The organism is Gordonia polyisoprenivorans NBRC 16320 = JCM 10675 (genome assembly GCF_000241325.1).
Taxonomy (GTDB): domain Bacteria; phylum Actinomycetota; class Actinomycetes; order Mycobacteriales; family Mycobacteriaceae; genus Gordonia; species Gordonia polyisoprenivorans.
In genome coordinates, this window is the sequence record NZ_BAEI01000074.1 from 47,963 (window position 1) to 66,054 (window position 18,092).

General features: G+C 67.3%; 18 protein-coding genes. 10 read left to right on the top strand and 8 right to left on the bottom strand.

All coding sequences use genetic code 11. The annotated features are described in order from the left end of the window. The first annotated feature begins 161 nt into the window (after positions 1 to 161). From GOPIP_RS19890 to GOPIP_RS19905, 4 genes are read left to right on the top strand one after another with little or no spacing between them, the layout of a single operon-like run. On the top strand, positions 162 to 497 hold the full coding sequence (locus GOPIP_RS19890; protein WP_006371580.1) for a PadR family transcriptional regulator: 336 nt from the start codon (positions 162 to 164) through the stop codon (positions 495 to 497). Next, positions 497 to 874 carry a DUF1048 domain-containing protein gene (locus tag GOPIP_RS19895; RefSeq protein WP_006371581.1) on the top strand — a complete coding sequence of 126 codons (378 nt, stop codon included), beginning with the start codon at positions 497 to 499 and terminating at the stop codon, positions 872 to 874. The genes GOPIP_RS19890 and GOPIP_RS19895 overlap by 1 nt, the downstream gene beginning before the upstream one ends. Next, complete coding sequence (locus GOPIP_RS19900) at positions 871 to 1,650, top strand: ABC transporter ATP-binding protein (RefSeq protein ID WP_006371582.1); 780 nt, start codon at positions 871 to 873, stop codon at positions 1,648 to 1,650. Before GOPIP_RS19895 ends, GOPIP_RS19900 begins: the two co-directional genes overlap by 4 nt. After that, a complete protein-coding gene (locus GOPIP_RS19905; RefSeq protein WP_006371583.1) occupies positions 1,650 to 2,411 on the top strand; it encodes an ABC transporter permease in 762 nt (253 codons plus the stop codon). Before GOPIP_RS19900 ends, GOPIP_RS19905 begins: the two co-directional genes overlap by 1 nt. A 64-nt stretch (positions 2,412 to 2,475) precedes the next feature. Here GOPIP_RS19905 and GOPIP_RS19910 read toward each other — a convergent pair whose 3' ends face one another. The 5 genes from GOPIP_RS19910 to GOPIP_RS19930 form a co-directional block, all read right to left on the bottom strand. Next, the gene (locus GOPIP_RS19910; RefSeq protein ID WP_006371584.1) at positions 2,476 to 3,393 is read right to left on the bottom strand and encodes a tetratricopeptide repeat protein; all 918 of its coding nucleotides are present in this window, start codon (positions 3,391 to 3,393) and stop codon (positions 2,476 to 2,478) included. A 94-nt stretch (positions 3,394 to 3,487) separates the two neighbouring features. Then, complete coding sequence (locus tag GOPIP_RS19915; protein WP_035728493.1) at positions 3,488 to 4,774, bottom strand: MFS transporter; 1,287 nt, start codon at positions 4,772 to 4,774, stop codon at positions 3,488 to 3,490. After that, a complete protein-coding gene (locus GOPIP_RS19920; protein WP_006371586.1) occupies positions 4,771 to 5,079 on the bottom strand; it encodes a thiamine-binding protein in 309 nt (102 codons plus the stop codon). Before GOPIP_RS19920 ends, GOPIP_RS19915 begins: the two co-directional genes overlap by 4 nt. Positions 5,080 to 5,122: 43 nt before the next feature. Then, on the bottom strand, positions 5,123 to 5,488 hold the full coding sequence (locus tag GOPIP_RS19925) for a DUF3817 domain-containing protein (protein WP_014359651.1): 366 nt from the start codon (positions 5,486 to 5,488) through the stop codon (positions 5,123 to 5,125). A 184-nt stretch (positions 5,489 to 5,672) separates the two neighbouring features. Then, positions 5,673 to 6,902 (bottom strand): acetyl-CoA C-acetyltransferase, encoded by a 1,230-nt coding sequence (locus GOPIP_RS19930; protein WP_006371588.1) that lies wholly within the window; start codon positions 6,900 to 6,902, stop codon positions 5,673 to 5,675. Between the two features lie 80 nt (positions 6,903 to 6,982). Here GOPIP_RS19930 and mce point away from each other — a divergent pair, with 80 nt between their 5' ends. Continuing rightward, entirely contained in the window at positions 6,983 to 7,468 is a 486-nt protein-coding gene (mce, locus tag GOPIP_RS19935; RefSeq protein WP_006371589.1) for a methylmalonyl-CoA epimerase, read from the top strand. Between the two features lie 81 nt (positions 7,469 to 7,549). Next, on the top strand, positions 7,550 to 8,629 hold the full coding sequence (locus GOPIP_RS19940) for a coiled-coil domain-containing protein (protein WP_014359650.1): 1,080 nt from the start codon (positions 7,550 to 7,552) through the stop codon (positions 8,627 to 8,629). An 18-nt stretch (positions 8,630 to 8,647) separates the two neighbouring features. Here GOPIP_RS19940 and nucS read toward each other — a convergent pair whose 3' ends face one another. The 3 genes from nucS to GOPIP_RS19955 form a co-directional block, all read right to left on the bottom strand. Further along, a complete protein-coding gene (gene nucS, locus GOPIP_RS19945; protein ID WP_006371591.1) occupies positions 8,648 to 9,346 on the bottom strand; it encodes an endonuclease NucS in 699 nt (232 codons plus the stop codon). Between the two features lie 100 nt (positions 9,347 to 9,446). Next, entirely contained in the window at positions 9,447 to 10,883 is a 1,437-nt protein-coding gene (gene glsA / locus GOPIP_RS19950) for a glutaminase A (RefSeq protein WP_006371592.1), read from the bottom strand. An 85-nt stretch (positions 10,884 to 10,968) separates the two neighbouring features. Continuing rightward, positions 10,969 to 12,198: a helix-turn-helix domain-containing protein gene (locus GOPIP_RS19955; RefSeq protein ID WP_035728495.1), complete on the bottom strand. Its 1,230-nt coding sequence runs from the start codon at positions 12,196 to 12,198 to the stop codon at positions 10,969 to 10,971. 184 nt (positions 12,199 to 12,382) lie between these two features. Here GOPIP_RS19955 and GOPIP_RS19960 point away from each other — a divergent pair, with 184 nt between their 5' ends. From GOPIP_RS19960 to GOPIP_RS19975, 4 genes are all read left to right on the top strand, one after another. Next, positions 12,383 to 14,233 (top strand): NAD(P)/FAD-dependent oxidoreductase, encoded by a 1,851-nt coding sequence (locus tag GOPIP_RS19960; protein WP_006371594.1) that lies wholly within the window; start codon positions 12,383 to 12,385, stop codon positions 14,231 to 14,233. A 165-nt stretch (positions 14,234 to 14,398) separates the two neighbouring features. Continuing rightward, on the top strand, positions 14,399 to 15,301 hold the full coding sequence (locus tag GOPIP_RS19965) for a universal stress protein (RefSeq protein ID WP_006371595.1): 903 nt from the start codon (positions 14,399 to 14,401) through the stop codon (positions 15,299 to 15,301). Between the two features lie 148 nt (positions 15,302 to 15,449). Continuing rightward, positions 15,450 to 16,352 (top strand): universal stress protein, encoded by a 903-nt coding sequence (locus GOPIP_RS19970; RefSeq protein ID WP_006371596.1) that lies wholly within the window; start codon positions 15,450 to 15,452, stop codon positions 16,350 to 16,352. Continuing rightward, the gene (locus GOPIP_RS19975) at positions 16,352 to 17,917 is read left to right on the top strand and encodes an APC family permease (RefSeq protein ID WP_006371597.1); all 1,566 of its coding nucleotides are present in this window, start codon (positions 16,352 to 16,354) and stop codon (positions 17,915 to 17,917) included. Before GOPIP_RS19970 ends, GOPIP_RS19975 begins: the two co-directional genes overlap by 1 nt. Positions 17,918 to 18,092 lie beyond the last annotated feature (175 nt).

The following is an 18,092-nucleotide window of genomic DNA, read 5'->3' on the forward strand; positions in this document are numbered from 1 at the left end:
GTCGGTTGATACCCCCGACGGCGCCGGGTCGAGATCCTCGACCCGGCGCCGTCGTCTGTGTGGCCTGCGAGACGCCTTGCGCTTTCACTATTCAGCGTTACTATGTACTAGTAGTCAGCAACACTGAGTAGTACTTCACACCCCGAGTATCGGAGGACGCGTTGGGCAAACAAATGACCGAGATGCTCAAGGGCACGCTGGAGGGCATCGTCCTGGCGATCCTGAGCCTGCGCGCGGCCTACGGGTACGAGATCACCGCGGCACTGCGCGAGCAGGGTTTCACCGACATCGCCGAGGGAACCGTCTACGCGTTGCTGTTGCGCATCGAGAAGCGCGGACTGGTCGACGTGGAGAAGGTGCCGTCGGAGAAGGGTCCGCCCCGAAAGGTGTACTCCCTCAACGCCTCCGGTCACGAGTACCTCGACGAGTTCTGGCGCACCTGGGATTTCCTCACCGACCGGCTCGACACACTTCACCACCGAAAGGAACAACCGTGATGCTCACCAAGATCATCGGCGACAAGAAACGTTGGCGCGCATACAAAGCGCGGAGGGACGCATTACCGGACCATCTGCGCACCGTCCTCGAGGCCGTCGAGCACTACATCTATTACTTCGCCTCCTCGGAGACCGATGCCCTGATGTCGTTGCTCACCGACCTCGCCGACCTCTTCGAGCAGGCCGCCGCCGACCGGACCCCGGTCGCCGACCTCGTCGGCGACGACCCGATCGAGTTCGCCGAGGGATTCCTGCGCAATTACCCGGAGGCGTCGTGGATCAGCAAGGAACGCAAGCGATTGACCACGGCGCTCGATCAGGCGATCGCCGCCGAGGCGAGCAACCCCGACACAGACACCCCGGAGCGTGAGAAATGACCGCCGAGCCCGCCATCTCCGTTGCCGGACTGCGTAAGTCGTTCAAGGAACTCGAGGTCCTGCGCGGGGTCGACTTCGAGGTGGCGCCCGGCAGCATCTTTGCCCTGCTCGGCTCCAACGGGTCGGGCAAGACCACCACGGTCAAGATCCTCACCACGCTTGCCCGGCCCGACGCCGGCACCATCCGGGTCCTGGGTCACGATGTCACCCGGCAGCCACAACTGGTACGCGAATCCATCAGCCTGACCGGACAATTCGCGGCGGTCGACGACATCCTCACCGCCCGCGAGAACCTCGTCCTCGTCGCCCGGTTGCGCCATCTACCCGACGCCGACGCCGTGGCCGAGCACCTGCTGGACCGGTTCTCGTTGATCGACGCCGCCGACCGTCGGGTCGCCACGTTCTCCGGCGGGATGCGACGACGACTCGACATCGCCATGAGCCTGATCGGCGAACCACCGGTCATCTTTCTCGACGAACCCACCACCGGACTGGATCCGCAAGCGCGCCTGGAGGTCTGGGAGTCGATCACCGACCTCGCCCGACGCGGTACCACGGTGCTGCTGACCACCCAGTACCTCGAGGAGGCCGAACACCTCGCCGACCGAATCGCGATCCTCCATCAGGGGCGCATCATCCAGAACGGCACCCTCGCCCAGCTCACCGCGCTCCTCCCGCCCGCCGAGGTCGAGTACGTCGTCAAGCAGCCCTCGCTCGAAGACGTCTTCCTCGCGGTGATCGGCGAGGACACCACCCGTACGACCAAGGAGCCGTGATGGCCACACATTTCGCCACCGACACCACTGCCCTACTCGGCCGCACCCTGCGGCATGTGACGCGCAGCCCGGACACGATCATCACCACCGCGGTCATGCCGATCGCCTTCCTGCTGCTGTTCGTCTACGTCCTCGGCGGTGCGATCCAGACCGGTTCGGGCCCCTACATCGACTACCTGTTGCCGGGCATCCTGCTGATCACGGTGGCGTCGGGGATCTCCTACACCGCGTTTCGGCTGTACTCGGACATGGCCGGTGGGATGGTCGAGCGCTTCCAATCCATGCCGATTGCACGCTCGGTGACCCTGTGGGCGCATGTGCTGACCTCGTTGCTGGCCAACATGGTGGCCGTGGCCATCGTGGTGCTGGTCGCGGTGGCAATGGGGTTCCGGTCGAGTGCCGGCGTCCTCGGGTGGCTCGCGGTGGCCGGCATCCTCGTCGTCTTCACCCTCGCGCTGACCTGGGTCGCGGTCATCCCCGGGCTCACCGCGAAGAGCGTCGACGGCGCGAGTGCATTCTCCTACCCGCTGATCTTCCTGCCGTTCATCAGCTCCGCATTCGTGCCGACCGAGTCGATGCCCGGACCGGTGCGGGCATTCGCCGAGCATCAGCCGGTGACCTCGATCGTGAACAGCATTCGCGCACTGTTCGCCGGGCAGCCGGTCGGCGGCGACCTCTGGATCGCCCTGGGATGGTGCGTCGGCATCCTGGTGATCGCCTACGCCGCCGCGATGGTCGTCTACCGACGCAAGGTGTCGTGAACTCCATGACCCGCGCTCCGGCACGGCTCTGGTCGAACCGCTATCGGTTCAGCGCGGGTCGGACTCAGAACAGGGCACTCGCGAGCTTGCGCCGGGCGGCGACGACGAACGGCTCGGCCGGATCGAACAACTCGAAGAGCTCGAGCAGCCGGGTGCGGGCGCGGGTGCGGTCGTCACCGGCGGTCGCGCGCACCACCTCGATGATCCGATCGAATGCCGCCTCGGGCTGCTGGGCGAGCAGAAGCACGTCGGCCGCCGCCAGTTGCGCGTCGACATCTGCGGCCGCGGCGGTCTCCACGATGGCCGGATCGTGGGCCTGGGCCCGTAGCACGAACTCGAGGTTGCGTGCAGCCGAGGCGGCCTCGACGTTGTCGGGCTCGGCCTCCACGATGGCCCGGTACGCGCCGAGTGCGCCGTCGAAGTCCCCGGAGTCGAGCAACTCCTCGGCGGCGTCCATCCGTGGATCTGAGGCCTCGGGCTCCGGCTCGTCGGCGTCGGGCACCCCGGTGAGGTGACCGCCGACCTGGGAGAGGATCTCATCGATCCACGCGGTGATCTCCTGCTCGCTGCGTACCCCGTTGAACGCGGCGACCGGTTGGCCCGCGGCGATCGCCACGACCATCGGGATCGACTGCACGCGGAAGGCCTGGGCGATACGGGGATTGGCGTCGACGTCGACCTTGGCGAGCACCCACTGCCCGCCGGCCGAGGCCGCCATGCGCTCGAGCACCGGCGAGAGCTGCTTGCAGGGCTCACACCAGGTGGCCCACAGGTCGACGACGACGAGTTGCCGTGTCGACCGGGCGAGCACGTCGGTCTCGAAGGTCTCCTCGGTCACGTCCAACACCGATCCGGGGGAGGCGGAACCCGGCGAGCTCGGGCCGGATGCCGGCGGTCCGCCGGGAGCTGCGGAACGCTGTGGTTGCGCGCGTTGGGCTTCCGCGCGTTCCTTCAGTGCGGACAGGTCGACTGCACCGGACATCGCGACAGCTGCGGCCGCCTGCTGGGCTGCGGCTGCCTGTGCCCTGTTGGAAGGTCTGCTCACCCCTACAGTGTGTCATGACCGCGCGTCGCGCTCACGCGCGTGAGGTGCGCTCACCTCTGTCGGGCGCGGCGACCACCCCGGCGGCCACGACCGCGAACGCGAGGGCGATCAACACCGGTGTGAGGCCGAGACGCAGACTCGAGTGGCCGCTGATCACGCCGACGATCGCCGGCCCGGCGAGCATGCCGAGATAGCCACAGCCCACCACCATCGAGATCGCCCGCCCGCTCGAGTGCTCGGTGAGATTGCCCGCGGCGGTGAAGATCTGCGGGATGAGCCCGGCCAGTCCGATCCCGAAGATCGTCCATCCGATGATCGCGGCGATCGCCGAGGAGGTGGTCGGCGTCGACGGGACGAGCACGATGACCATCCCGACGGCTCCGATGACCGCACCCCCGCGCACCACCGACACCGGTCCCACACGTGCCGCGATGGGATCGACGACGAACCGGGCGACCATCATCGCCGCGCTGAAACTCGCGAAGGCGATGGCGCCGACCGCCTCCCGGGTGCCGAAGGTCTCGACGATGTGCAACGCACTCCAGTCGTACGACGTGCCCTCGGCGAGCATCAGCACGAACGCCAATGCCGCCATCACCGACAGGCGTCGCAGGTCCACCTCGCGCCACCACCGGGCGCGTGGGGCATCCGGCGAGGCCGGGACCCCTGGTTGGGGCGACTCCGTGTCGGCGTCACCGCCGGGGGCGCCCTGCGCCGAAACCGAGACCGGGGCACCACCCCGGGCGACGATTCCCCGTGCCGCGACGGCAACCACGACCAGCCCGATGCCGGCGAGCACCGCCACCGTCGCCACCACCGGCCATTGCATCCACAGCCCCAGGGCCACCGCACCGGAACCGAGAAGTCCACCGACGGAGAAGAAACCGTGAAACGCCGACATGATCGGGCGTCGATAGATCCGTTCGACGACGACGGCCTGCGCGTTCATCGACACGTCGAGAGAACCGTTGGCGAACCCGAAGAGGGCGAGCGCGCAGGCGAGGCCGACCGGGTCGGTGGCCAGGACCGGACCCAGCATGGCCGGGCACAGGACGACCGCTGCGGCGATCGTGGTGGGTCGCGAGCCGACGCGGTCGATCAGATGCCCGCACACCTGCATCCCGACGAAGGCCGCCGCGCCCACGAGCAACAGCAACCCGCCCAACAACTCGTGCGAGGTGCCGGTGCGTTCGGTGATGACCGGGATGTGGGCCACCCAGAGCGCGGCCAGAAAGCCGTTGAGGCAGAAGATCGCGGTCACACCGGCACGAGATCGACCCAGATGCTCGGGCGCCGTCGACCGCCCGGAATCGGTCAATTCTCCAGATGGGCGTCGACCCGGGCGACCTTGCCCGCCAATTCGCCGGTGTGCCCCGGCCGGATGTCGGCCTTGAGTACGAGCCCGACGCGCGGGGCGAGCGCCGCGACAGCTTCGGTGGCCTGCTTGACCACGGCCATCACCTCGTCCCACTCACCCTCGATGTAGGTGAACATCGCGGTCGTCTGGTGCGGCAGTCCGGAGTGGCGAACCACGCGCACCGCCTGCGCCACCGCGGCGCTCATGCCGCCGTCGTCCTCGACCGCGTCGCCGCCCGACGGCGTGATGCTGAATGCGACGATCATCGTTGCGTCCCCATCAGCGGAGTATCTCAGGCAGCCGAGTATCTCAGGCAGCGGCCGCTGCGTTGCTCGTCGACTCCGACACCGACAGCTCGGCGAGGTGTCCGTTGCGCCGGGCCCACCACTCGAAGACCAGGGTCCCGAACGGCGGGATACTCGAGAACAGGGCCAGCCCGGTGACCTTCACGCTCCAGCGCAGGGAGAACGCGGTCAGCAGCGAGACCACGACGAACACCATGAACACGATCCCATGCGTCATGCCGGGGATCTGCACGGCCTCGTCGTGGCCGAGCACCCATTTGAAGAACATCGCCACGAGCAGCGCCGCCCACGTGATGGCTTCGAGCACGGCGACGAAGCGGAATCGTTTGGCGGGCGTGGACAGGTCGAAGAATTGCCTCATGCGCTCCATTGTGCCGGAGCCGCGGACAACCTACGACATCCCGTAGTAGCCGTACGCGATCCGACGTGACCCACATCACGGGCACCACGGGATGGTTGCGGTGTCGATCAGGCCCTGGAGGTCAGACCTGGGGAGATCAGACTCCGGCGCTCAGACCTCCGGCGCTCAGGCTCTGGCGATCAGGCTCTGGAGATCAGGCCTTGGGAACCCGGACGATCAGCGCATCGCCCTGTCCACCGGCGCCACAGAGCGCCGCGGCGCCGACGCCGCCACCGCGCCGTTGCAGTTCCAGCGCCAGGTGCAGGGTGATGCGTGCTCCGGAGGTGCCGATCGGGTGGCCGACGGCGATCGCCCCGCCGTTGACGTTGACGATCGACTCATCGACGCCCAGGGACTTCGTCGAGGCCAGCCCGACGGCCGCGAACGCCTCGTTGATCTCGATGAGGTCGAGGTCGGTCGGCGCGATCCCGGCGCGGTCACAGGCCTTGCGGATGGCATTCGCGGGCTGCTGCTGCAGCGACGAATCCGGACCGGCGACGACGCCGTGCGGACCGATCTCGGCGAGCCAGTCGACGCCGAGTTCGGTGGCCTTGGCCTTGCTCATCACGACGACCGCGGCCGCCCCGTCGGAGATCTGCGAGGAGTTGCCCGCGGTGATGGTGCCGTCCTTGCGGAAGGCAGGCCGCAGACCGGCCAGCGAATCGGCGGTGGTGTCGGCACGGATGCCCTCGTCCTCGGCGAACTCGATCGGATCGCCCTTGCGCTGCGGGATCGACACCGGAACCACCTCGTCGGCGAAGACACCGTTCTTCCAGGCCGTGGCGGCGAGCTGATGGCTGCGCGCAGCGAACTCGTCCTGCTCGGCGCGGGAGAACCCACGATATTCATTCCCCGTCGCTCCGCTCGCCCCGAGGTCGTTGCCCTGCTCGGTCAGCGCACCCATCGGCTGGTCGGTGAACGCGTCGAACAGGCCGTCGTAGGCCATGTGGTCGACGAGTTCGGTGTTGCCGTACTTGAAGCCGCTACGGCTGCCCGGCAGTAGGTGCGGCGCCTGGGTCATCGATTCCTGACCGCCGGCGACCACCACGTCGAACTCCCCGGCGCGGATCAGCTGGTCGGCGAGTGCAATCGAGTCGATTCCCGACAGGCACATCTTGTTGATCGTCAGCGCGGGTACGTCCCACCCGATGCCGGCCTTGACCGAGGTCTGGCGTGCCGGCATCTGTCCGGCACCGGCGGTCAGGACCTGACCCATGATCACGTACTGAACCTCCGAGGCGGCCACCCCCGAGCGCTCGAGCGCACCCTTGATGGCGATGGCACCGAGGTCGACGGCACTGAAACCCTTGAGAGAGCCGAGCATCCGGCCGAACGGCGTGCGTGCGCCGGCGACGATCACCGACGTCGTCTGATCTGGGGACATGAGGACCTCCACGACTCTGACCGCGGCACCAACCGAGCGGTCGCTCTGTATTTTGTCGCCTCTAACGCTACCGTTAGGCCATGAGTACTTCCGCAGCTGACCCCGCCACCACCGCCCAATCCCCGGCCGCACTGATCTCCGATCTCGTCCTCGCGATCGATCACGTCGGCATCGCCGTGCCCGATCTCGACGCCGCCAAGCAGTGGTACGCCGACAATCTGGGATTCGTCGAGCTCCACGAGGAGACCAACGACGAGCAGGGCGTGCGTGAGGCGATGATCGGCCCGCAAGGAGGTGACGGTGCCGTCATCCAACTCCTCGCGCCGCTGACCCCGGAGTCGACCATCGCGAAATTCCTCGATCGCAACGGCCCCGGCCTGCAGCAGCTCGCGGTACGGGTCACCGACGTCGCGGCGGTGATGGACCGCTTGACCGCGAACGGCGTCCGCGTGCTGTACCCACAGCCGCGTCGCGGCACCGCCGGCTCCCGGATCAACTTCGTACACCCCAAGGACGCCGGCGGGGTGCTCCTCGAACTGGTCGAGCCCGCGGCGTCCGCCCACTGAGACCACCGGGTCGTCTGCGTGGCCGGGGAGGGACCTTCGTCCTCCTCGGCACGTGCGGGTGCTGCGATTAGACTGGCCCGCATGTCAGCCCCTGCACCCAAGCAGCAGTTACCGTTCGCGATCGTGATGCGCGGGTACGACCGAGAACAGGTCGCCGACCGCCTCCGGCGCATCGACGCCGACATGCGGGTGCTGGCCGCGGATCGCGACGCGGCCACCGCGCATGCCCGCGAACTCGCGGCGCACCTGGCCGATGCCCGCGACGAGATCGAGGAGTTGCGCCGCGAGGTCGACAAGCTGTCGGTGCCGCCGACGTCGGTCACCGGCATGAGTGAACGGCTCTCACGGATGTTGCAGCTGGCCTCCGACGAGGCCTCGGAGATGCGTGCCGAGGCGAGTGCCGAAGCGGCCGAGACGGTGTCCGTGGCTCGCCAGGAGGCCGAGGACACCCAGCGCAACGCCGCCGAGGAGGCCCAGCGGATCGTCGCCGACGCGCGCGCCCGGGCGAGCAAGATCGTCGGTGACGCCGACGAGTACTCGGCGAAGACGCGCAACGAGGCCGACGCCATCAAGGCCGAGGCCGCCGCGGACGCCGAACGCGCCGCCGCCGAACGCGCCGACCGCGCCGCCGCAATGGAGTCCGAACACGAGAAGACGATGGCCGCAGCCAAGGCCGAGGCGCAACGGATCCTCACCAAGGCGCGCACCGAGACCGAGGAACTCCGGCGCCGCACGGCACAGGAGTTGCAGGACGCGCGGACTCAACACGACGCGGAACTGTCCGCCCAGCGATCCGAGGCGAACGCCCTCGCCGCCGACATCGAGAGCACCGCGCGGGCCATCGCCACCGAACGGGTGGCGCGCTCGCGCGAACTCGGCGACCGCGTCACGAAGGCACGCGACGAGATCGTCTCCGAGTTCTCGCGGATCTCCGAGCGTCTCGCCGAACTCCCGGCGTTGTTGAACACCGAGGTCGATGCCGAGCTGACCACCGCGTCCGAACACAGCGACGCCGAACTGCTCAACACCCTGTTGTCACGCGACGCGCAAATCGACACCGAGCCGTTCCAGAAGGCCACCGGCCACAACGGCCGCCACGCAGGCAAGCGCGCCGATACCGCACCGATCCATACCGCCCCACTCGAGGTCGAGCAGAACTGATCGGCTGAGCACAACCGATCAGAACAGTCGCAACTCCGTGCTCTCGGCCCCGCGGAGTGCGTCGTAATCGAGTACGAGACAACGGATTCCGCGGTCCTGGGCCAGGGTGCGCGCCTGCGGCTTGATCTGCTGCGCGGCGAAGACCCCGCTCACCGGGGCGAGGAGCGGATCGCGGTTCAGCAATTCGAGATACCGCGTGAGCTGCTCGACACCATCGATCTCGCCGCGCCGCTTGATCTCCACTGCGACGGTCGCGCCGTCGGCGTCGCGCGCAAGGATGTCGACCGGGCCGATCGCCGTCATGTACTCCCGGCGGATGAGGGTGTGGCCGGGGCCCAGGGTCTCGACGTGTTCGGCGAGCAACTCCTGCAGATGGGCCTCGACGCCGTCCTTCACCAGTCCCGGATCGACGCCGAGTTCGTGGGTCGAATCGTGTTCGATCGAGGTGATGGTGATCCGCAACTCCTCACCGGCCTTGTTGGTCACCACCCAGTAGGCGACCACCTCGTCGTGCGCGCAGGCGACCTCTTCGGGCACCGGCTCCTCGGCCAGCCAGCAGGGCGGGCTCATCCAGTTCAGCGGCTTGTATGCGCGGTCGTCGGCGTGCACGCTCACCGACCCGTCGGACTTGATGAGCAGCAACCGACGCGCCATCGGCAGATGGGCCGTGAGCCGTCCGACATAGTCCACTTGGCATTCCGCGATCACCAGACGCACAGTCGGCAGCTTAACTGCTCGCCCCACGTCTCGAAGAACCCCACTCCGAGTGCGGCGGCGGAAATCCCGTCCGGTGATCCGCGGCCGAAACACGCACACGTCACGGGCGCCGAAAGGACTCCAGCTGGAATTCCTCGGCGTCGCGGACCGCGGCCTCCATCGTCGAGTGCACGTGCGGCAGGGTGGGATCGAGACCCCGGAGTTGTTCGGGCGCATTCAGATTCGGCACCACGAAGTCGGAGCGATGACTGTCCACGCTCTCCCGTACCACGCCATCGGGATCGACGAGCATGGCGCGCTGCCCGCGCACATCGGTGGTGTGTTTGATACCGAGCAGCATCGTCCGGGCGACCGGATCGATCACCCCGACGCGCGAGATCTCGACGATTGCGACATCGAGGTCGTCGAGATCGGACTCGATGCGACGCAGGGCACGCTCGGCGCCGGCGAAGGTCAGATCCCCCTGCAGTTCATATACCCGTACCCGGTCGCGACAGGTTCGCAGGTAACTGCGCTGCAGTTCGTCCCAGTCCGCGCCGACCTCGAACTCACCGATCGAGTACACCGACCGGATGGACACCCGGCTCTCGCGCGTCACATTGAACATGTGCAGGCCCAGGTCGCGGGACAACCGGCGACAGGTATCGACACCACGGACGCTGTTGCCGTGCTGATCGAGGCGCGGTGAGTACACACCGATCCCGAGTTGGCCGGGGAGCACCGCCAGAATGCCGCCACCGACCCCGCTCTTGGCCGGCAGACCCACCGAGGTGACCCAGTCCCCTGCGCCGTCGTACATGCCGCAGGTGGTCATCACACTCAACAGCCGCTGGGCCACCTCGTTGCTCAGCACCCGCCGACCGGTGCGCGGATTGACCCCGCCCGCGGCGATCGTCGCGGCGATCGCGGCGAGGTCGTCGCTGGTCACCCGCAGCGAACATTGACGGAAGTAGAGGTCGAGGGCCGCCTCGGGGTCGGTGTCGACCGCGCCGAAACTGTCGAGCATGTAGACGATGGCGCGATTACGGGAACCGGTGGCGGCCTCGGAGGCGTAGACCTGCTCATCGATCGTCAGATGTCGCCCGGCGCAACCGGAGTAGAACTCGACGAGTTCGTCGAACGCCTTGTCCACGGCACCGGCCGGCAGCGACCGGACCGGCGGCAACAGCATCGACGACGCCAGGATCGCGCCGGCATTGATCATCGGATTACGCGGACGGCGCCGCTCGTCCACGCTGATCTCGTTGAACGCCTCACCCGACGGCTCGACGCCGATCTTCGCATCCACCTCCGCCACATCGAGGCGGGTCAGCGCGAGCGCATAGGTGAGCGGCTTGGACACCGATTGGATGGTGAACTCGACGCCGACGTCACCGAGCGAATAGGTGTTGCCGTCGTGCATGCACATCGACAGGGCGTAGCCATCGGCGTCGACGGCGGCGAGTTCGGGGATGTAGTCGGCAACCGCTCCGGAACGATCGGGCGCGCATTCATCCATGATGTGGCGCAGGTATCCGTGGACATGGGAGATCGGCACGGCACCAATCTATCCGGTGCGGCAGTCATCCCGCGCCGATCCCGCGGCGAGGCGGACCGCTGACATCGACGGCGGGCGCCGCCCATCAGTTCGGGGCGAAACGCGTGTCACGCACCACCACACCGTCAGCGAAGCGGTACGGGTTGGCACACAGCAGACCACCGAAATGCTTACGGAGACGGGAGATCTCGGCTCTCACGGTAATCGTGCGGTCGGCGACGCCGAAGAGGTTCTGCGACAGTTCGGCCGCACGAAGCCCACCGGGTTGCGCGGCGGCGAGCATACCGAGAATCTGCGCATGCCGAGGCGAGAGGCGTTGGGTCCAGCTGCCGGCGAATCCCTCGACGCGCACCACCACGCCGGTGCCGTCGGCGCCGATCACCACCTCGGTGGGCCGACTCGGATCGGTGGCCTCAACCGTCCGGAGTAGCCATCCTCCCGGCAGTGGTTCGATCTCGCACAGGCCGAGGTCGGGTACGGCCGTGCGGCCGGGTGCGAGTCCCGTCGGGATGCTCAGTCGCGCCCGCGGTGCCACCGATCCCACTGCGGCCACCCAGCCGTCGCGGTCGACGGCCATGGCCGGACCCTCGGTCCGCGCGAGTATGGGCGCGGCGACCGCCCGGAGCTGGTCGAGAACGCGTCGATGGTGTTCGCGCAGCCGGGATTCGGCGAGCCGGGCAACGGTGTCGACCAGGGCCAGCGTGGTCGGGTGGATCGTGGCCGCCGGACCACTGACGTCGACCACCCCGAGCACGTCGCCGCTGCGTGGATTGCGGATGGGCGCACCCGCACAGGTCCATGTGTGATGGGTGCGCACGAAGTGCTCCGCGGAGAACACCTGAACCGCCCGCCCCGACTCGAGGGCGGTGCCGATTGCGTTGGTACCCACCGACGATTCCGCCCAGCACGCACCCTCGACGAAACCGAGCCGGTCGGCCCGATGCAGCACCTGGTTGGCACCGCTGCGCCAGAGCACATGCCCGGCCGCGTCGGCGACGACGAGAATGTTGTGGCCGTCGGAGATCACCGCATCGAGGCCGAAGGTCAGGTCGTCGAGGACCTCGTGCAGTCCCGACTCGTTTCGACGCACCTCGATCTCGGCCACGTCGAGAGTTGCCGCATCTGGACCGTGGTCTGGGTCGACCCCGGCGCCGAGGACACGTCCCCACGATTCGCTGATGACCTGGCGGGGACGGGCCGGCGGCTTGTCGCCGGCCATCGCTGCGTCGTACACCGCCGAGAGGACAGCCGCGAACTGGCGCGGATCGTCGCCGGCGGCGACGGCGGGCTCGAGTCCGGCTGGCAGTGTCGACACCTCACGATTGTGCGCTCGGTCACAGCCGATTCGCAAAGACACCACCGGGGTTGCATCGGGTTGCAGTCCCGTGCCCCGCACGTCGCAACTGCCCCGCACGTCGCAACGGGATGCAACCCTTGCCGTCACGCATCGACGGCGCGTGTGCTGTGAGTCACATCAGAGATGACCGAAGGGAGCTGGCATGACCCAGACACTCGAACCCGATGTGGCGACCGCCGCAGACCAACCGCCCACACCACAACAGCGCGCCACCCGGTGGCTCGATCGATTCGAGACCGCACTCGCCGCACGCGACATCCCGGCAGTGACCTCGATGTTCGCCACGGACTCGTTCTGGCGCGACCTGGTGTCGTTCACCTGGAATCTGAAGACGGTCGAAGGCCGCGAGCAGATTGCCGACATGCTCGGCGAGCGCCTTTCCGACACCGCCCCGTCGGGCTTTGCCACCAGCGAACCGGCCACCGACGACGAGGGGGTGGTCTCGGCGTTCATCGAGTTCGAGACGGCGACCGGCCGGGGCGTCGGGCATCTGCGTCTACGACCCGACGCCGACTCCGGCGAGGACCAGGCGTGGACCCTGCTGACGACCCTGCAGGAACTCAAGGGCCACGAGGAACACAGCGGCCCGACCCGGGTCATGGGAGCGGTTCACGGATCCAACCCCGACACCCGATCCTGGGCGGAGCGCAAGGCCGACGAGGAGGCCGAGTTGGGGCGCACGCGTCAGCCGTATGTCCTCGTCGTCGGTGGCGGTCAGGGCGGCATCGCACTCGGCGCCCGACTACGCCAGCTCGGCGTTCCGTCGATCGTCATCGACCGTCATGATCGCCCCGGCGATCAGTGGCGCAACCGCTACAAGTCGCTGTGCCTGCACGATCCGGTCTGGTACGACCACCTGCCGTATCTCCCCTTCCCGGAGAACTGGCCGGTCTTCGCACCCAAGGACAAGATCGGCGACTGGCTCGAGTTCTACACGCGGGTCATGGAAGTGCCCTACTGGTCGAAGACGACGTGCGAATCGGCGACCTACGACGAGGACGAGGGCCGCTGGACCGTCGAGATCGATCGCGACGGCGAGCATCTGACCCTGCACCCCGATCAGCTGGTCCTGGCGACCGGTATGTCGGGCAAGGCCAACGTGCCCACCTTCCCCGGCCAGGACGTGTTCACCGGTGAGCAGCACCATTCCAGTCAACACCCCGGGCCCGACGGCTACGTCGGCAAGAAGGTGGTGGTGATCGGCTCCAACAACTCCGCGCACGACATCTGTAAAGCTTTGGTGGACAACGGCATCGATACGACCATGGTGCAGCGATCCTCGACGCACATCGTGAAATCCGACTCGCTGATGGAGATCGGTCTCGGCGCCCTGTACAGCGAGCAGGCGGTGGCGGGCGGGATGACCACCAAGAAGGCCGACCTGACCTTCGCCTCGTTGCCCTACCGGATCATGCACGAGTTCCAGATCCCGCTGTACGACCAGATCCGCGAACGCGACAAGGATTTCTACGCTCGCCTCGAGGCGGCTGGCTTCGACCTGGACTTCGGTGACGACGACTCGGGCCTGTTCATGAAGTACCTGCGGCGCGGCTCGGGCTACTACATCGACGTCGGCGCCTGCGAACTCGTTGCCGACGGCACCATCAAACTCGAGCACGGCGACGTCGACCATCTCACCGAGAACAGTGTCGTTCTCGCCGACGGCACCGAGTTGCCGGCCGACGTCGTGGTCTACGCGACCGGCTACGGCTCGATGAACGGGTGGGCCGCGGACCTGATGGGCCAGGAGATCGCCGACAAGGTCGGCAAGGTGTGGGGACTGGGGTCCGAGACCACCAAGGATCCCGGGCCGTGGGAAGGCGAACAGCGCAACATGTGGAAGCCGACGCAGCAGCCCGGTCTGTGGTTCCACGGCGGCAATCTGCATCAGTCGCGGCACTATTCGCTGTATCTGGCGCTGCAGCTCAAGGCGCGGTATGAGGGAATTCCCACCCCGGTGTACGGCTTGCAAGAGGTCCATCATCTGAGCTGAGTTGCCGCCGACGCCGAGCCGGGTCGCTTCGGGAATCCCCGCGGCGGCCCGGCTCGCGTCGTGTCCGGTTTCCGAACCCACACGCGTGTGCCAGACGCGTGTGCCGGGCGCGCGAGAGTGAGAGCATCGAAGCGCACACCCCGAACACCGCCGATCGGAGCCGCCATGCCCTCCCGCAAACTGCTCGCCGCCTATCTCCCGACGCCGGGCGGCGAGGACGCGCTGGCCCTCGGGATCGCTCTCGCCGGTCCGTTCCATGCAGCACTCGACGTCTGCATGGTCCTGCCCCCACCACCGCAGGGCGGCGACGGCGGCGCCGACGCCGACCCGGTCCGGAAGACCACGGAGATGTTGGACGCCCAAGCCGCCGACTGGTTGTCGGAGGCGGTCGGCCGCATTCCCGACGAGGTGGTCGCCGAGGGGCACATCGCCTTTCACGAGAACGCCGCCGAGGGCCTGGTGGCCGAGGCCGAGTCGACCGGAAGCGCGGCCATCATCGTCGGCGGTTCGGGAGGGGGCATCCGAGGACGTCACGCACTCGGATCGGTGGTCAACGACCTGCTGCACATCTCGACGAAGCCGGTGGTGATCACGCCGCTCGGGGCACAGGAAACCGCCCGCCCGCCGCGTCGGATCACCTGTGCCATCGGCCGCCGGCCCGGGGCGACACCACTGCTGCGCGCCGCGGTCGACGCGTGTTCGCGGTCCGGTCTCCCTTTGCGTCTGGTCTCGTTGGTCACCAGCGACGATGCCACGGCCCATCGCGACGGTGACAAGACAGGAGATGACGAGAAACAAGCAGTGGCCCACGCCACCGAACAGCTCGCCGAGCATGTGGCGACCATCGGCGCACAACTGCCCGACGGTCAGGAGATCACCTCCGAGGTGATCACGGGCGACACCATCGAGGATGCCGTCGCATCGCTGGAGTGGACCGCCGAGGACATCATTTTCGTCGGCTCCAGCCGCCTCGCTCGCCCACAGCAACTGTTCTTCGGGGCGACGGCGTCGAAGATGCTGCGTGCGTTGGCCATTCCCATGGTCGTGGTACCCAAGGATCCCGACTGAGCGGACACCCTCCCGAGTGGCTTCACCATGATGTCCAGCGGCAGGGGCGTCGATTCGACACGGTGGCTGGTGCGTTCCGGACGTGATGCGGCGCACAGTGGGGTTCGTGATCCGAAACGGGCGGATCCGACGTAACGAACCCTGACCGATGGGAGCCCACATCATGACCACCGGCCGCACACTGCTGGTCGCCTACCTGTCCACGCCGGGCGGACAGGACGCACTGGCACTCGGCGTCGTCCTCGCACGATCCCTGCACGCCGACCTCGACGTCTGCATGGTCTTGCCGCCGCCGTCTGCGACGGCACAGATCGCAGCCACCGGCAACGCCGACTTCGCGGAGATCCTCGACGAACAGGCAACACGATGGCTCACTGAAGCCACCGACCGGGTTCCCGACGACGTCACCGCCACCACCCGGGTCGCCTTCCACGACAATGCCGCCGAAGGACTGGTGGCCGAAGCACAGGCGACCGACTGCGCGGCGATCGTGGTGGGCGGCTCCGGAGGCGGACTGGTCGGACGCCACTCACTCGGGTCGGTCGTCAACGACGTCTTGCACGCGTCGACGACACCGGTGGTGCTGACGCCACGCGGTAGCCGGGACATGGCGTGCGCACCGCGTCGGATCACCTGTGCCATCGGCCGACGGCCGGGTACCGCACCATTGGTGCGTGCCGCCGTCGACGCGTGCGCCCGTACCGGATTGCCGTTGCGACTGGTCTCCCTGGTCACCGATGACGACCACGTGACCCCCTGGCGCCGCGACGCCGACGACGATGCCGCGCGCGCTGCCGCAGCTGCCCACCTCGCCGACGTCCTCGCCCAGGCACGCGCCGAGCTCGGTGACGACCATCCGATCACCTCGGCCGTCGTACCCGCCCGCACCACCGAGGACGCCATCACCTCGCTGCACTGGGAGGACGGCGACCTGATCTTCGTCGGTTCGAGCCGACTCGCCCAGCCCCGCCACCTGTTCCTCGGCTCGACTGCAGCAAAGATGTTGCGCGCGTTGTCGGTTCCGATGATCGTCGTTCCGAAGGACGCCTGATGAAACCCAACGATCCCGCCGTGTCTCGCCCCGCTGCCACCCCGACGATTCCCGACTCCCACCTCGCCAACGAGAAGGGACTCGCCACCGGCAAGGTGGGTGTGCTCTCCGGGGCGATCCTCGGGATCTCGACGGTGGCTCCCGGCTACACCCTCACCGCCAGCATCGGTTTGATCGTCGCAGCGGTCGGTCTGAAGATGCCGGCGATCTTCATCGCCGGGTTCATCCCGATGTTCCTGACCGCCTACGCCTACCGTGAGCTCAACTCCGACACCCCGGACTGTGGCGCCTCGTTCACCTGGTCGACCAAGGCCTTCGGGCCCTACGTCGGCTGGATGTGTGGATGGGGCATGGTGGTGGCGACGATCATCGTGCTCTCGAATCTGGCGGCGATCGGCGTGCAATTCTTCTACCTGATCATCGCCCAGATCGCCGACCGCCCCTCGATCGCCGATCTCGGAACGAACAAGCTCGTCAACATCCTCACCACGCTTGTTCTCCTGGCAATCGCCACCTGGGTGTCGATGCACGGGATCACCACCAGCGAACGTATCCAGTACGTGCTCGTGGGCTTTCAGATCATCGTGCTGTTTGCCTTCGCGATCATCGCTTTCGTCAAGGTCGGCGCCGGCGACGCCCCCGCCGGCATGTCCTTCGACATCGATTGGTTCAACCCGTTCACCGGTTTGACGATCTCGGCATTCGCCGTCGGACTCACCGGCTCGATCTTTGCGTTCTGGGGGTGGGACACCTGTCTCACCCTCGGTGAGGAGTGCAAGGACCCGCAACGCACCCCGGGGCGCGCCGGAATCCTCTGTGTCCTGTCGATCCTGCTCACCTATCTGCTGGTCGCGGTCGCGGTGATGATGTACGCCGGCGTCGGCACCGACGGGGTCGGTCTGGGTTCGGAGGCCAACGCCGAGAACGTCTTCGGTGCCCTGGCCACACCGATCCTCGGTCGATGGGGCGGATTGTTGCTCTTCGCCGCGATCCTGGTGTCATCGATCGCGAGCTTGCAAACGACGTTTCTCCCCGTCGCCCGCACCATGCTCGCGATGGGCACGTACGGCGCATTCCCGAAGAAGGTCGCCGAGATCCATCCGCGATTCCTGTCGCCGGCGTTCGCCGCACTGGTGGCCGGGATCGTGACGGCAGTGTTCTACACGGTGGTGACGGTGCTGTCCGAACGCACATTGATCGACACGATCGCCGCCCTGGGCATCATGATCTGCTGGTACTACAGCATCACCGCATTCGCCTGCGTGTGGTACTTCCGGCGCACGCTGTTCTCGTCCGCACGGAACTTCGTCTACCGCTTGCTGTTCCCGTTTCTCGGTGGACTCGCTCTCATCGTCGTGTTCGTCATCTCGGTCGGCGAGAGCATGAATCCCGACAATGGCAGTGGCGCGTCCATTTTCGGTATCGGCCTGGTCTTCTACATCGGATTCGGACTGCTCGCCGTCGGTGCTGTGGTGATGATCTATCTTCGCGCACGCCATCCTGCGTTCTTCCGCGGTGAGACACTGCCACGCACGACGCCCGAGGAATCGGTACCAGCGCAGTAAGTCGGTGGGAGTTTGTGTGTCGACTTCGGCGTTGTGTGTCCTGCAGGGCACACAACGTCGGAGCCGGCACACATACATGTGTGGTCGAGCTGTGTGCGACCGGGCCTCGAGTAATAAGGGTTGAATGGGGGATGCCCCGCAACACGGTGTGTGTTGCGGGGCATCCCCGGAAATT